The organism is Myceligenerans crystallogenes (assembly GCF_039529775.1).
Lineage (GTDB): Bacteria > Actinomycetota > Actinomycetes > Actinomycetales > Cellulomonadaceae > Myceligenerans > Myceligenerans crystallogenes.
In genome coordinates this window covers 296,600-309,831 of record NZ_BAAANL010000002.1, presented here as the reverse complement: position 1 = coordinate 309,831, position 13,232 = coordinate 296,600, and the positions used below count along the sequence as shown (strand labels likewise).

At 74.8% G+C, this 13,232-nt stretch carries 10 protein-coding genes and 1 pseudogene; 6 read left to right on the top strand and 5 right to left on the bottom strand.

Translation table 11 applies throughout. From position 1 onward, the window contains the following. Window positions 1-28 precede the first annotated feature (28 nt). Window positions 29-772, top strand: a complete 744-nt coding sequence (locus ABD208_RS06135) for a GNAT family N-acetyltransferase (RefSeq protein WP_344100603.1) — start codon at window positions 29-31, stop codon at window positions 770-772. Between the two features lie 13 nt (window positions 773-785). Here ABD208_RS06135 and ABD208_RS06130 read toward each other — a convergent pair whose 3' ends face one another. Continuing rightward, window positions 786-1,439, bottom strand: coding sequence for a winged helix-turn-helix transcriptional regulator (locus tag ABD208_RS06130; protein WP_344100601.1), 654 nt, complete (start codon window positions 1,437-1,439; stop codon window positions 786-788). A gap of 332 nt (window positions 1,440-1,771) precedes the next feature. Here ABD208_RS06130 and ABD208_RS06125 point away from each other — a divergent pair, with 332 nt between their 5' ends. Further along, on the top strand, window positions 1,772-2,704 hold the full coding sequence (locus ABD208_RS06125) for an alcohol dehydrogenase catalytic domain-containing protein (protein ID WP_344100599.1): 933 nt from the start codon (window positions 1,772-1,774) through the stop codon (window positions 2,702-2,704). Window positions 2,705-3,289: 585 nt separating this feature from the next. Here the strand turns inward: ABD208_RS06125 and ABD208_RS06120 are convergent. Together ABD208_RS06120 and ABD208_RS06115 are read right to left on the bottom strand one after the other, a co-directional pair. Beyond that, window positions 3,290-4,597 (bottom strand): annotated as a pseudogene (locus tag ABD208_RS06120) (DUF222 domain-containing protein); the annotation flags it as partial. A gap of 210 nt (window positions 4,598-4,807) precedes the next feature. After that, complete coding sequence (locus tag ABD208_RS06115) at window positions 4,808-5,188, bottom strand: MerR family transcriptional regulator (protein ID WP_344100597.1); 381 nt, start codon at window positions 5,186-5,188, stop codon at window positions 4,808-4,810. Between the two features lie 52 nt (window positions 5,189-5,240). Here ABD208_RS06115 and ABD208_RS06110 point away from each other — a divergent pair, with 52 nt between their 5' ends. From ABD208_RS06110 to ABD208_RS06100, 3 genes are all read left to right on the top strand, one after another. Then, window positions 5,241-6,224: an aldo/keto reductase gene (locus ABD208_RS06110; RefSeq protein ID WP_344100595.1), complete on the top strand. Its 984-nt coding sequence runs from the start codon at window positions 5,241-5,243 to the stop codon at window positions 6,222-6,224. A 169-nt stretch (window positions 6,225-6,393) separates the two neighbouring features. Continuing rightward, window positions 6,394-8,274 (top strand): ABC transporter ATP-binding protein, encoded by a 1,881-nt coding sequence (locus tag ABD208_RS06105; RefSeq protein WP_344100593.1) that lies wholly within the window; start codon window positions 6,394-6,396, stop codon window positions 8,272-8,274. Further along, entirely contained in the window at window positions 8,271-10,151 is a 1,881-nt protein-coding gene (locus ABD208_RS06100; protein WP_344100591.1) for an ABC transporter ATP-binding protein, read from the top strand. The genes ABD208_RS06105 and ABD208_RS06100 overlap by 4 nt, the downstream gene beginning before the upstream one ends. Before the next feature lie 54 nt (window positions 10,152-10,205). Here ABD208_RS06100 and ABD208_RS06095 read toward each other — a convergent pair whose 3' ends face one another. Both ABD208_RS06095 and ABD208_RS06090 read right to left on the bottom strand, forming a co-directional pair. Next, a complete protein-coding gene (locus ABD208_RS06095; protein WP_344100589.1) occupies window positions 10,206-11,072 on the bottom strand; it encodes a T6SS immunity protein Tdi1 domain-containing protein in 867 nt (288 codons plus the stop codon). Between the two features lie 84 nt (window positions 11,073-11,156). Further along, window positions 11,157-12,110 (bottom strand): LysR family transcriptional regulator, encoded by a 954-nt coding sequence (locus ABD208_RS06090; protein WP_344100588.1) that lies wholly within the window; start codon window positions 12,108-12,110, stop codon window positions 11,157-11,159. Between the two features lie 96 nt (window positions 12,111-12,206). On the opposite strand from ABD208_RS06090, the gene ABD208_RS06085 reads away from it, so the two are divergent. After that, on the top strand, window positions 12,207-13,217 hold the full coding sequence (locus tag ABD208_RS06085) for a threonine ammonia-lyase (RefSeq protein ID WP_344100586.1): 1,011 nt from the start codon (window positions 12,207-12,209) through the stop codon (window positions 13,215-13,217). Window positions 13,218-13,232: the final 15 nt, after the last annotated feature.

The window sequence follows — 13,232 nt, the reverse complement described above, 5'->3', positions numbered from 1 at the left end:
CACCCCGACGACCGAACGAGAGACCACCATGAGCACCCCCCAGACCCCTGACCTCACACCACCGCCCGCGGGAGACCCCGGCCCCGCGGTGCCGTGGGCCGTGCCCGGATCGGAGGTTTCGGCCGACCCGTCCGTGCCGGACCGGCCCGCCGTCCGCCTGTTGCACGGCGCCCCCGGCGCCGAGGTCTGGCGGACGACGACGCCGCGCGGGGTGATCGCCGCGCACGTCCTGGACCCGGTCGCCGACCTGGACGTGCTGCACGCCTGGGTCACCGAGCCCCGCGCGCGGTTCTGGGGCCTGGGCGAGCTCACGCGCGACGAGCTGCGCGAGACGTACGAGTTCGTCGACTCCCTGCCCACCCACAACGCCTACCTGGTGCGCTGGGACGGCGACCCGGTCGCCCTCGTGCAGGCCTACCACCCGGAGGACGACCCCGTCGCCGGCGCCTACCCCGTCGCCGAGGGGGACCTGGGCCTGCACTTCTTCCGCGCCCCGGCCCTGCCCGGCGCGGGCGGCTCGGACGAGAGCTGGGCCGTCCTGGGCCCGGCCTGCCTCGCCTTCCTGTTCGCCGGGCCGGGCACCCGCCGGGTGATCGGCGAGCCCGACGCCCGGAACGCGGCGGCGCTGGCCCGGATGGTCGCGATGGGCTTCGAGGCGGGCGAGCAGGTGCACTTCGAGTCCCCGAACGGGCCGAAGGACGCCGTGATGGCGTACCTGACCCGCGGCCGGGCGGAGGGGATCCTCGCGGCGGCGTCCGCGGGCCGCCGATGACCGGCCGGGCGCCTCAGCCCTGCGCCGTGGCGTAGGACTCGCGGGCCGCGTCGACGTCGGACATGTGCTCCTCCGCCCAGTCCTTCAGACCCCGCAGCACCGGCAGGAGCGAGAGGCCGAGCGGCGTCAGGGCGTAGTCGGTCCGGAGCGGGACCGACGGGGTGACCGTGCGCGTCACCAGGCCGTCACGCTCCATGTTCCGCAGCGACTGGGTGAGCATCTTCTGGCTCACCCCGTCGATCCGCGCCGCCAGCTCCGAGTACCGCAGGGAGCCCGCCTCCGCGATCGCCACGATCGTCAGGCTCACCCACTTGTTCCCGATCGTGTCCAGCAGGCGTCGGCTCGGGCAGTTCGCGGTGAAGACGTCGCACCGCTGCCGCGCGGGCGGGGCCGCCGGCAGGGATGCGGCGGCCGGCGCCGAAGCGGCGGCCGACGGCGAACGAGGGCCGTCCGGTGCGGGAGCGGCCGTGGGTGCGGGAGCGGCCGTCCGCGACGGCGCGTCCGCTGTGTCCACTGCGTCGGGTGAGTCCGGTGCGTGCGGCGTGGTCAGTGCCCCGCGTGCGGCCGGAACGGTCGCGGCGCTCGCGGCTGCCGTCGGGGCAGCAGGTGGCGTAGCCGGTGTCGTGGCCGGTGCGGTGGCCGGCGTCGTCATGATCTGCGAAGTCATCGGTGGGTCTCCTGGTTTCCTGGTTCTGCTGGCCTCGCGGTTGCGGTGGCGAGGGTCCCGGCACTCCGTCTCTCGTCATCTCCTGTCGCGTTCCGGCGCTTCGGGAGCATGCCGCAGGTGCATGTTGTGGGTCTACGCCGCGGGTCCGCGCCGCGGGTATATGCCGCGGGTGGACGGCCGGTGCGGACGGCCGGTGCGCACCCGCCGTGGCGCACCCCGGGGTGCGTCTCCCACTTCAAAGTGCCTGCTTCCCGACGGAGAGTAGCGCACCGATAGTGGGTGACGGCCGCCTCGTCGAACCGGCGGTCGTCCCGAGAGAAGGAATGTTTTTCATGCGTGTACTCACCGCCGAGCAGGGCAACGACACACCGTTCGTCACCGACGTCGCCCCGCCGCCACTGGGCCCAGGCGACCTGCGGATCCGCGTGGCGGCCGCGGCGATCAACCCCGCCGACCTCTTCGTGACGAGCGGTGCGGGACGCACGGTGTTCGGCCTGCCGCCGACCGTCGGACTCGGCTGGGACGCGGCGGGCACGGTCACCGAGACGGGCGCCGACGTCACGGACTTCGCCGTCGGCGACGAGGTGGCCGTCCTGCACCACGACCTCGCAGCCCGGGTGCGCGCGCATGCCGAGAGCCTGGTGGTCCCCGCGTCGTCGTCGGCCCGCATCCCGGACGGCCTCGGCCTCGAGGGCGCCGCCACCCTCCCGCTCAACGCGCTGACCGCACGCCAGGCCCTGGACCTGCTCGGACCCGCCGACGGACGCACCCTCCTCGTGACGGGCGCGGCCGGGGCGGTGGGCGGCTTCGCCGTGGCGCTCGCGGTGCAGGAGGGCTGGCGCGTCACGGGGCTCGGCCGGAGCGCCGACGCGGCGTTCATCACTCGCGCCGGTTCAGCCGCCGGCTCAGCCGCCGGCTCGAGTGCCGGCGCGGCGGAAGCCGTCACCGGGATCCCGGGGCGAGCGGCGTTCGACGCCGTCCTGGACGCCGCGGCCCTGCGCGAGGCCGCTCTTGCGGCGGTGCGGGACGGCGGCGCGTACGTCGGCGTCCTGCCCCCGCGCCCGGTGCCCTCCGAGCGCGGGATCACGACCCAGGACGTCGGCGTCCGCCCGGACGGCGCGACCCTGGCCGGCCTGCTGCGACTGGCCGCCGCCGGCGTCCTGGAGCCACGCGTCGCGGGAACCGCCCCGCTGGACGAAGCCGCCGCGGCCTACGCCAAGGTCGCCGCGGGCGGCCAGCGCGGGCGGTGGCTGCTGATCCCGTGACCGACGTCGGCTGACCGTTACCCCGGTGAGGCGGTTGCTCCGCTTGGTCCGTTGCCCAGAGGGAGCCGTGGATTCGCCGGGGTTTCCGGATTCGCCGGGGTTTCCGGAACCGCTGGGGTTCGCAGGATCCCGGGGGTTCGCGGGATCCCGGCGATCGGTGGTCGTCGCTGGTGCGACCGATGCCGTCCTGCTCCCGGCAGGTGCTGGGGCCGTCGTGCCTGCCGGGTTGTCCGTGCCTGCCGCGGGTCCCGTGGCGGTTGTGGCCTGCGTGCGTGCGGCGTTCCCCGGAAGCGGGAGGGTGGCGGGTGCGGCGATGGTGCTGCCGTGGCGGTCGGTGAACGTCCAGCCGGAGTGGGGTGCGGCTGTCGGGAGGGGGCTGCTCGGGAGCGTGCCGGTGGGGTGGCCGGTCCAGCGCATGGTGATGTGCTGCTGGTCCACCAGGGCGTGGTGGTGCCAGCACAGCAGGGCGGAGTTCGCGACCGAGGTCTCCCCGCCGTCGGCCCAGTGCCGGACGGCGTGGTGCACCTCGCAGCGTGACGGCGGCTGGTGGCAGCCGGGCCAGGTGCAGTGCCGGTCGCGGGCGATGACCGCGCGGCGCATCTGCCCGGTCACCGTCCGCCGGGCGCGGCCGACGTCGAGGACGGCGCCGTCCGGCCCGAAGACGATCCGGGTGACCTCGCAGTCGCAGGCGATGCGGGCCAGCAGGCTCGCGGGCACGGGCCGGCCGGTGCCGGTAAAGGTCGCCGGGTTCAGAGCCGTCGGGTGAGGGGGAAGGGCCGTCCCCGGGGCGTTGCCGTAGCCGTCGCCGTGGCGCTCGCCGGCTCCGGGTCGGCCCTGGGCCACGGGGCCGCTGGTCCGGGCCAGACGGGAGAATTCCGTCCACGAGACGGTGACGTTCAGGTGGGGGCGGACGGCCGCGCCGGTGCCGGTGTGCCCGTTGTCGAGGGCGGTGCGGGCCAGGTCCGCGAGGCCCTGGGCGCGGCGCTGCCCGGGCGTGCGGTGGTCCTCGGCGGCGGGTGCGCCGGTGACCGAGGCCAGGGCGGTGTTCACGAGGATGCCGTGCTCCGGGGTGAGGAAGCCCCGGACGTGGAACCCGTCCAGCGTCGCGGACACGTCGAGGTGTTCCTTGTCCTGCGCCTTGCGGTGGCCGCGCTCGTCCGCGTCCGGGTCGGCCCGGGCGGCCCAGTACCTCACGAGACCGCGCAGGTCCTTGGCCTTCCGCTCGCCCGCCCATTCGACCAGCTGTTCCTCCCAGGTCGGCACACGGCCGGAGGCGGCGGGGGCCGCGGCCCCCGTGCCCGCGTCGGCCCCCGTGCCCGCGTCCAGCCCGGTGCCCGCGCCCGGCGGCGCGCCCTCAGGGGTTCGGCCTCCGCCCGGTGGCGGGCCGAACGGCTCGTCGTACGCCGCGGCGCCGAGGGCCGCCCTGCGCACCGCGCTGGTGGGGGCCAGGTCCACGAGGTCGCGCAGCTGGTCCGGGCCCACCCGGCCCGCCAGCGCGGCATCGCGCGCCGAGGGCAGGTCCTCGCGCAGCACCCTGCCCACGCGGACGTCGCGCCGCGCTGTGGCGGGCCGGACGTTCTCGGTCGCGGCGAGCCAGCTCGCGAACGTGCGTGCGCCGGTCGTGGCCCACAGGCCCGCCTGGTCGATCAGCGGGAGCAAGCCCTGCCGCAGCACGTCGAGCCGGTGCACGGCCGCCCGCAGCCGGGCCGACGCGCCGGCCAGCAGGCTCGTGCCGGCCGGGTCGGTGCTCCAGGCGGCCTGCCCCAGCGCCCGGGGCCCCGCGGCCGCGACCAGCTCGGTGGTGAGCCGCTCCAGCCGGCCCAGGAGCTCGCCGATCACGCGCGGGTCGGCAGGCAGGTCCACAGGCAGGTCCGCAGTGCTGCCCTCGGTCATGCTGCCCTCGGTCATCGCTGGTCACCCCCCTGCCGTCCCGGCCGTGCGCTGATGTGTCATGGCCCGCCGTGTCGTCGTCGGACACCTCGGCGCCCTTCCGGCGCCTCCCCGGCACGCTATCGAACATCCGTACGAGATGCCATCGGATGGCGAAATCTGTGGATAGCAGATTCCTCCACAGACAACCCGGTCCGGCCAGAAACAGCGCCGCTACGCCGGGAGGGCCCCCGACCGCACCCCCTGCTCCCGGTACCACGCGATCTTCTCCCTGATCTGCCCCTGCTGAGCCAGCAGCGCGTCGATCGACGCCTGCACCGACGCGTCGTGCGCCTCCAGCAGGGCCAGCCGCTCACCCAGGGTCGCCGCGTCCGCCGACAACTCCGCGTACCGCTTCAGCGCCGCGATCGGCATCCCCGTGTCCCGCAGGCACCGCACCAGATCCAGCCAGCCCAGATCGGCGTCCGAGTACGCCCGGCGCCCGGAACCCGTCCGCGCCACCGGCCGCAGGATCCCCTCCTTCTCGTAGTACCGCAGCGTGTCGATGCTGAAACCCGAGGCCGCGGACGCCTCGGCGGGGGAGTAGGTCGTCATACCCCGATCATGCCCTTGACCTGGAGCCCGCTCCAGATGATGTCGTACAGCCATGACCACGAACGACGCCCCGCCCGCCGCGCGCCTCGTCCTCGGCGCCATGCGCTTCGGCACCACCGTCGACACCCCCACCTCCTTCGCCCTCCTCGACCGCTTCACCGACGCCGGCGGCGAATGGATCGACACCGCCGACTGCTACGCCTTCTGGGACAGCGACACCGGACACGGCGGCCAGAGCGAAGACGTCCTCGGGCACTGGCTCGCCGCACGCCCCGGCATGCGCGACCGCATCAAGATCTCCACCAAGTTCGGCGCCGAACCCCGCGTCCCCGGCCAATGGCCCGCCACCCGCACCGGCCTCTCCCGCACCGCCATCCGCACCCAGCTCACCTCCAGCCTCCGGCGACTCGGCGTCGACCACGTCGACCTCGCCTGGGCCCACATGGAAGACCGCACCGTCCCCGTCACCCACACCGCCGAAGCCTGCGCCGAACTCGTCACCGACGGCACCACCCGCCGCATCGGCCTCTCCAACCACCCCGCCTGGCGCATCGAACGCGCCCGCGCCCACGCCCTCGCCCACGACCTCGAACCCGTCACCGCCCTCCAGCACTGGTACACCTACGTCCAGCCCCGCGGCGGCACACCCCTCCCGCAAGCCCACCCCTACACCTGGCTCAACGACGAACACCTCGACCTCGCCCGCACCGACGACCTCGACACCTGGGCCTACACCCCGCTCCAGTCCGGCGCCTACGACAACCCCGCCAAACGATTCCCCCACGCCTTCGACCACCCCGGCACCACCGCCCGCCTCGCCGCCCTCGACCACGTCGCCCGCGAACTCGGCGCCACCCGCAGCCAGACCGTCCTCGCCTGGCTCACCGCCCACGGCATCCGCCCCATCCTCGGCGGCAGCACCGTCGGGCAGCTCGACGAGGCGCTCGCGGCCATGGAGCTGGTGCTGCCCGACGACGCGGTGCGGGTCCTGGACGCGGCGTCGGACGACGAGGTCCCGGAGGTCCCGGGCGACTGATCGGCCGGCCACCGGGGTGGCCGGCCACCGACTGGGCGGTCGCGTGAAAAGTGTGCCAAGCGCGCAGCGCCCACCTCGCGCGCAGCACCCGGTCCCAGTTCCTGGGACGCCGTGCGCGAAACTGCTCGCCCCAGGCACCCGAACGGCCCCGGGTGAGATAATGGGATCGATGCACCCCACTTACCCAGCAGGCTCCTCCCTGTCCACGTTCGCATCGTTTCGACGTCTCGGCCCCTACGTCCGCCCGGCGATCCCGCGCCTGGCCGGAGGGCTGCTCTCGGCGCTCGGCGCCAGCCTCGCGGCCCTCGCCATCCCGCACGTCCTGCAGTACGTCGTCGACGGCCCGCTCACCGAGGGGCTCGCCGCCCGCGACTGGGCCGGCCTCGCCTGGTCCGTCGCCCTCGTCCTCGCGTTCGGCCTCGCCGAGGCCGGCCTGGTCGCGCTGCGGCGCACCCTCGTGATGTTCCCCGGCACGCGCGTCGAGCACACGATGCGCATGGCCATGTTCCGCCACCTGCAGGACCTGCCCGCCGCGTTCCACGACCGCTGGCCCGGCGGGCAGCTCCTGTCCCGGATCATGGGGGACCTCGGCCTGCTGCGCCGCTGGCTCATCTTCGGCCTGCTGCAGGTGGTGCTGAACGTGTGCACGATCGCGGTCGGCGTCGCCGTCCTCGTGGTCACCGCCGGCTGGCTGGGCCTGGTCTACCTCGCGGGCGCGATCCCCGTCGTCGTCATCGTGTTCCGCTTCTCCCGCCGCTACCGCGTCATCTCGCGGCTCAGCCAGGACCAGTCCGGCGACCTCGCCAACACCGTCGAGGAGTCCGTGCACGGCATCCGCGTCCTCAAGGCGTTCGGCCGCGGCCACGACGCCCTGAGCTCCTTCACCGGCCAGGCCGACCGCCTGCGCCGCACCGAGCTCCGCAAGGCCTCCGTCGACGCCGGCCTGATGACGTCCCTCACCCTGATCCCCGAGGTCACGCTGGGTGCCTGCCTGATCCTCGGGGTGTGGCTCGCGGGCACCGGCCAGATGACGGTCGGCGACCTCGTCCTGTTCTTCGCCACCGCGGCCGTCGTCAGCGGCCCCGTCGCGGACCTCGGCATGTCCCTGTCCATGACGCTCAACGCGCGGACCGCCGTCGACCGGTACTTCGAGGTCATGGAGACGGTCCCGGCGCTGGCCGACCCGGAACGCCCCGTCACGCTCCCCGCGGAGATCACCGGCGAGGTCAGGCTCCGGAACGTGACCTTCACGTATCCCGACGCGGTGCTGCCCGACGACGACGACGCCCGCCCCCGCGGCGCGATCCTGCACGGCGTCGACCTCGACCTCCCGCCCGGGACGACGACGGCCCTGGTGGGCCTGACCGGCTCCGGCAAGTCGTCGCTCGCCATGCTCGTGCCGCGGATCTACGACGTCACCGGCGGGCAGGTGCTGCTCGACGGCGTCGACGTGCGGGACCTGACCCGCGCCGACGTGCGGCGGCACGTCGCCGTCGCGTTCGAGGACCCCACGCTGTTCTCGGCGTCGGTCGCCGAGAACGTGCTGCTCGGCGTGCCCGACGACGTCCCCGCCGCCGAGCGCGACCGCCGCCTGCACGAGGCTCTGGAGGTCGCCCAGGCCGGGTTCGTGCACGACCTGCCGGACGGCACCGGCACCCGGATCGGCGAGGAGGGGCTGTCTCTGTCCGGCGGGCAGCGGCAGCGGCTCGCCCTGGCGCGCGCGATCGCGGCGCGGCCCGCGGTGCTCGTGCTCGACGACCCGCTGTCCGCGCTCGACGTCACCACCGAGGAAGCGGTCACCGCCCGGCTCGCCGAGGTGCTCGCCACCACGACGACGCTGGTGATCGCCCACCGGCCCTCCACCGTGGCGCTGGCCGACCGCGTCGCCGTGCTGGAGGACGGGCGCATCACCGCCGTCGGCCCGCACGCCGAGCTGCTCGCCACGAGCGCGCACTACCGGCACGTCATCTCCAGCCTGGAGGAGGACTACGAGACCCACGAGCACCCGGGAAGCCGTCAGGCCGCCGGGGACCAGGAGGTGAGCGCATGACCGCGCCGACGACCACCACGGAGACGACCCCGGAGCCCGGCCCGGAGCCGGGCAGCACCCCGGAGACAGCCCGCCGCCGGCCCCTCGACGCCGGACGGGACGACGAGACCCGCCTCGACCGATCCACCTCCCGCGCCGTCCGGGCGCGCTCGCTCGCGCTGCTGCGCGAGCTGCTGCGCCCGCACGCACGCACCCTGGCCTGGGCCGCCGTGCTCGTCACGGCCTCGACCGCGGCGCAGGTCGCCGGGCCGTGGCTCGTGTCGCTCGCGATCGACCGGGCGCTTCCCGCGCTGCCCGACGACGTCGTGCCGCTGGCGGTGATCGGCGGTGCGTACCTGCTCGCCGCCGTCGTCGCGGGGCTGACGATCGGCGCCTACCGGCGGGTCGCGGCGCGCGTCGCGCAGGACGTGCTCCTGGAGCTGCGGCGCCGCGTGTTCCGGCAGACGCAGCGGCTCAGCCTGGAGTTCCACGAGTCGTACACGTCGGGCAGGATCATCTCCCGGCAGACGAGCGACCTGGAGGCGCTGCGCGAGCTGCTCGACGGCGGGCTGGTCGGCGTGATCTCGTCGCTGCTGGTCATGCTGTTCACGGCGGTCGCGCTGACGCTCCAGGACCCGGTCTCGGGGGCCGTGCTGGCCGTCGGGCTCGTGCCGGCGTGGCTGCTGGTGCGCTGGTTCCAGCGGCACTCCCAGCTCGCCTACCGGGAGCAGCGCACCTGGTCCGCCCGGCTGATCGTGAAGTTCGTCGAGACGATGACCGGGATCCGGGCCGTGGCCGCGTTCAACCGCCAGGCCACCACCGAACGCGACTACGACGGCATCGGCGAGTCCTACCGCGACGCCAACCTGCGGATCTTCGGGATCAACGGGCGGTTCCATCCCGGGCTTCTGCTCATCGGCAACCTGACGGTGACCGCGGCGCTGGCCGTGGGCGGCTGGCGGGCGCTGACCGGCTCGCTCGCGGTGGGCGTGCTCGTGGCGGTGCTGCTGTACGTGAAGCGGTTCTTCCAGCCGATCCAGCAGATCGGCATGTTCTACAACGGGTTCCAGTCGGCGGCCGCGGCGCTGGAGAAGGTGTCCGGGCTGCTCGCGGAGGAACCCACCGTCGTCGAGCCCGAGCGCCCCGCCGCGTTCACCCGCGCCCGCGGCGAGCTGCGGCTGGAGCACGTGCGGTTCGGGTACGGGGACGGCCCCGTGGTGCTGCCGGGCCTCGACCTGACCATCCCCGCCGGGCAGACGGTGGCGCTGGTGGGCACGACGGGCGCCGGCAAGTCGACGATCGCCAAGCTCGTCACCCGCTTCTACGACCCGTCCGGCGGGCGCGTGCTGCTCGACGGCCACGACCTGCGCGACGTCGCCTCCCCGGACCTGCGGCGGCACGTGGTCATGGTGACGCAGGAGGCGTACCTGTTCAGCGGCTCGGTCGCGGAGAACATCGCGCTCGGGCGGCCGGACGCGACGCCCGGCGAGATCGAGGCCGCCGCCCGGGCCGTGGGGGCCCACGAGTTCGTCACGGCGCTGCCGGACGGCTACGACACGGACGTGAACAAGCGCGGCGGGCGGGTCTCGGCGGGGCAGCGGCAGCTGCTGTCGTTCGCGCGGGCGTTCCTGGCCGATCCGACGGTGCTCGTGCTCGACGAGGCGTCGTCGTCCCTCGACCTGCCGTCCGAGCGGCTCGTGCAGCGAGGGCTGGCCACGCTGCTCGCGGACCGGACCGCGATCATCATCGCGCACCGCCTGTCCACCGTGGAGATCGCCGACCGGGTGCTCGTGCTGGAGCACGGCGAGGTGATCGAGGACGGGACGCCGGCCGAGCTGATCGCGGGCGGCGGGCGGTTCGCCGGGCTGCACGCGGCGTGGCGCGAGTCGCTGGTCTGACGGGCCGTGCCGGTCCGGCGAGCGGGAACGCCGGCCGGGAGGGGGCGTGGCCCGTCAGGCGAAGTGCCGGGCCCGGCGCGCGGGGGCCGGGCCCGGTTCCGGCGGTGCCGGGTTCCGGGTCGCCGGGTAGGAGCCCGTGAGGGTGGTCTCCGGCGGGACGTGCGACGGCGGCGCCCAGGCGGGCAGCGGCGGCGGGGTGTCGTACGGGGCCGGGTTGTCGTAGCGCCGGGCGGGCCGCGCCGCGGCCGCCGCGGGAACGGCCGCCGCGGGAACCGCCGGGGTCGGGCCGGAGGCGTAGCGGCGCGGCGAGACGGGCTCGGGCTCCGCGGGCAGCGGGGGCGCGTGGTGGCCCGGTACCTGCCCCGCGGGTACGGGGGCGGGCGGCCGGTAGGTGCTCACCTGGTGGGCCGGCACGTGGGCGGGGGCCGGGTAGCCGCCTGCGCTCGGCGGCGCCGCCACGGGCGGCGGCACCGGCGTGGGCGCCGCCGGGAGCGCGCGGGCCGCGAGCCGCAGCTCCTGGTGGATCCGCCCCGCGAGGCTCGCCGCGATCGCGAAGCGCAGCGGGGTCAGGTTGTCCGGGTCCATCGTGCCGGTGATCGCGGGGGCGGGGATGAAGGCGAAGACCTCGTCGCCGGCGAGCGACATGCCGCGTTCCGCCGCCTGGCCGAGGGTGTCCTCCAGGAGGTACTCGGCGCGGCCGTCGGCCGTCTTGAGATCCGCGAACATCTCGTTCATGGTGCGCCAGCGCAGTTCCAGCGAGCCCTCGACCGTGTCGAGGAACCACCACCCGGCGGGTGACTCGAGGAACATGTCACCGAAGCAGGTGGCGAACCGGGGCACGTGATCCGTGATCCCGAGCCAACTCCACGAGGCCATGGCGAAGTCGAACGCGGCCGGGGTGAACTCGCGGATCAGCTGCACCCCTTGATGTTGCCATGATCACACCCCGAAAAAAAGGACTGCGGCAGACATATCGCTTCCGGCCAAAACCTGTTTACGAGACGGTCACACAAGCGCGGCGAGCGCGTCCTCGTCGGCGAACCGCCGCCCGACGGCGGTGAGCCGGTCGATGAGCTCGCGGGCGGGCGGGGTCGGGGCGCCGATGGTCAGGGCCATGATGCGGCGGATCGCGCCCGGCAGGGGCGCGGTGACGACGCCGGGGTCGCGGTGCGCGCGCAGCGTCAGGGCGGGCACGGTCGACACGCCCGCGCCGGAGGCGACCAGGGCCTGGATCGCGACGTAGTCGTCGGTCTCGAAGGCGATCCGGGGCGCGAAACCCGCCTGGGCGCAGCGAGCCAGGAGGTCGGCGCGACATCGTTCGCAGCCCGCGATCCAGTCGGCGTCGGCGAGGGTGGCCAGCGCCGGGGCGTCGCACACGCCGCCGCGCGTTCCGGGCGGGGCGTCGCGGGCGGCCTGCACCAGGTGCACGGGCTCGTCGAAGACGTCGGTCACCTCGAAGCGGGACAGGTCCTCGATGGTGCGGGTGTGCGCGACGTCGGTGTGCTCGAAGACGAGCGCGACGTCGACCTTCCCGGCGCGCAGCGCGTCCACCGCCTCGGGCGGCTCGGCCTCCAGCAGGCCGACGGCGAGCCCGGGATGGTCCGCGCGGAGCGTGGCGACCGCGGCCGGGATGATCGTGGCCAGCGCCGACGGGAACGCGGCGAGGCGGGCGCGGCCGGCGCGGAGCTCGGCGAGCGCCTCCAGCTCGCGGGCGGCGCCGTCCACGCGGGCGAGGATCTCCTCGGCGCGGTCGGCGAGCAGCCGCCCGGCCTCGGTGAGGCGGACGCCGCGCCCGGCGCGCTGCAACAGGGGGATGCCGGCCTCGGTCTCGAGGCGGGCGAGGTGGTGGCTGACCGACGGCTGCGCGTAGCCCAGCTCGCGGGCGGCGGCGGTGACGGAGCCGGTGCGGGCGACGGCCGCGAGCACGCGGAGCCGCGTCAGGTCAAGATCTGCGGGCATGCGACCAGCCTACGCCCATCTCATCGGCTGAGGCTATGTTTCCTCGCGAATACTCGTATTGGACCTATGGGTTCATGGGAGGGCAATGTGGTTCCCATGACTGTGGAACAGACGAAGGACCAGGTGGCAGGTACGGCGGCCGGCAACGGCATCGGGTTCGACGACGTCCTGGCCGCCCACCGCCGCATCGAACCGCTCGTGGTCCGCACCCCGGCGTCGTCGTACGGCGAGCTCGACGCGCTCACCGGCGCGAACGTCGTCGTCAAGCACGAGAACCTGCAGCACACCAGCGCGTTCAAGGTGCGCGGCGCGCTCAACCTGCACCTGTCGATACCCGAGGGCGAACGCGCCCGCGGCGTCGTCGCCTACTCCACCGGGAACCACGCGCAGGCACAGGCCTACGCCGCCCGGCACACCGGGACGCCGGCCACGATCGTCATGCCCGCGGGTCCGCCGGAGCCCAACCCGGTCAAGGTGCGGGCCGTGGAGCGGCTCGGGGCGAGCCTGGTGCTGGCGGGGGAGTCCCTCGCCGAGGCGGGGGCGCACGCCGCCGAGCTCGCCGCGGCCTCCGGGGCGCGGCTCGTGGAGGTCGCGAACGAGCCCGCGCTCGTCGCCGGCGTCGGGACCGCCTACCTCGAGCTGCTGCGGCAGGAACCCGGGCTCGACGCGATCGTCGTCCCCGTCGGCGGCGGCTCCGGGGCGGTCGCCGCCTGCGTCGTCGCCGCCGCGCTCGCGCCGCACGTGCGGGTGTACGGCGTGCAGTCCGACGCCGCCCCCGCCGCGCACGACTCCTGGCGCGCCCGCGAGATCGTCCGCCGGCCCGTCGGCACGCGCGCCGAAGGGCTGGCCACCGGCACCGGGTTCGAGTTCACCCAGGCGGTCCTGCGCGAGCACCTGACGGACTTCCTGCTCGTGTCCGACGACGAGATCGCCGCCGCCCAGCGCCACTTCCTCACCGCGGCGCACACCGTCGCCGAGGGTGCGGGGGCCGCCGCGCTGGCCGCCGTCGTGCGGCATCCGGCGATCTTCGCGGGGCAGCGGGTCGCCGTCGTCTGCTCCGGCGGGAACGCGTCGGAGGCGGAGCTGCGGCGGGCGCTCGGCGCCTGAAGATTTCGCTGACCT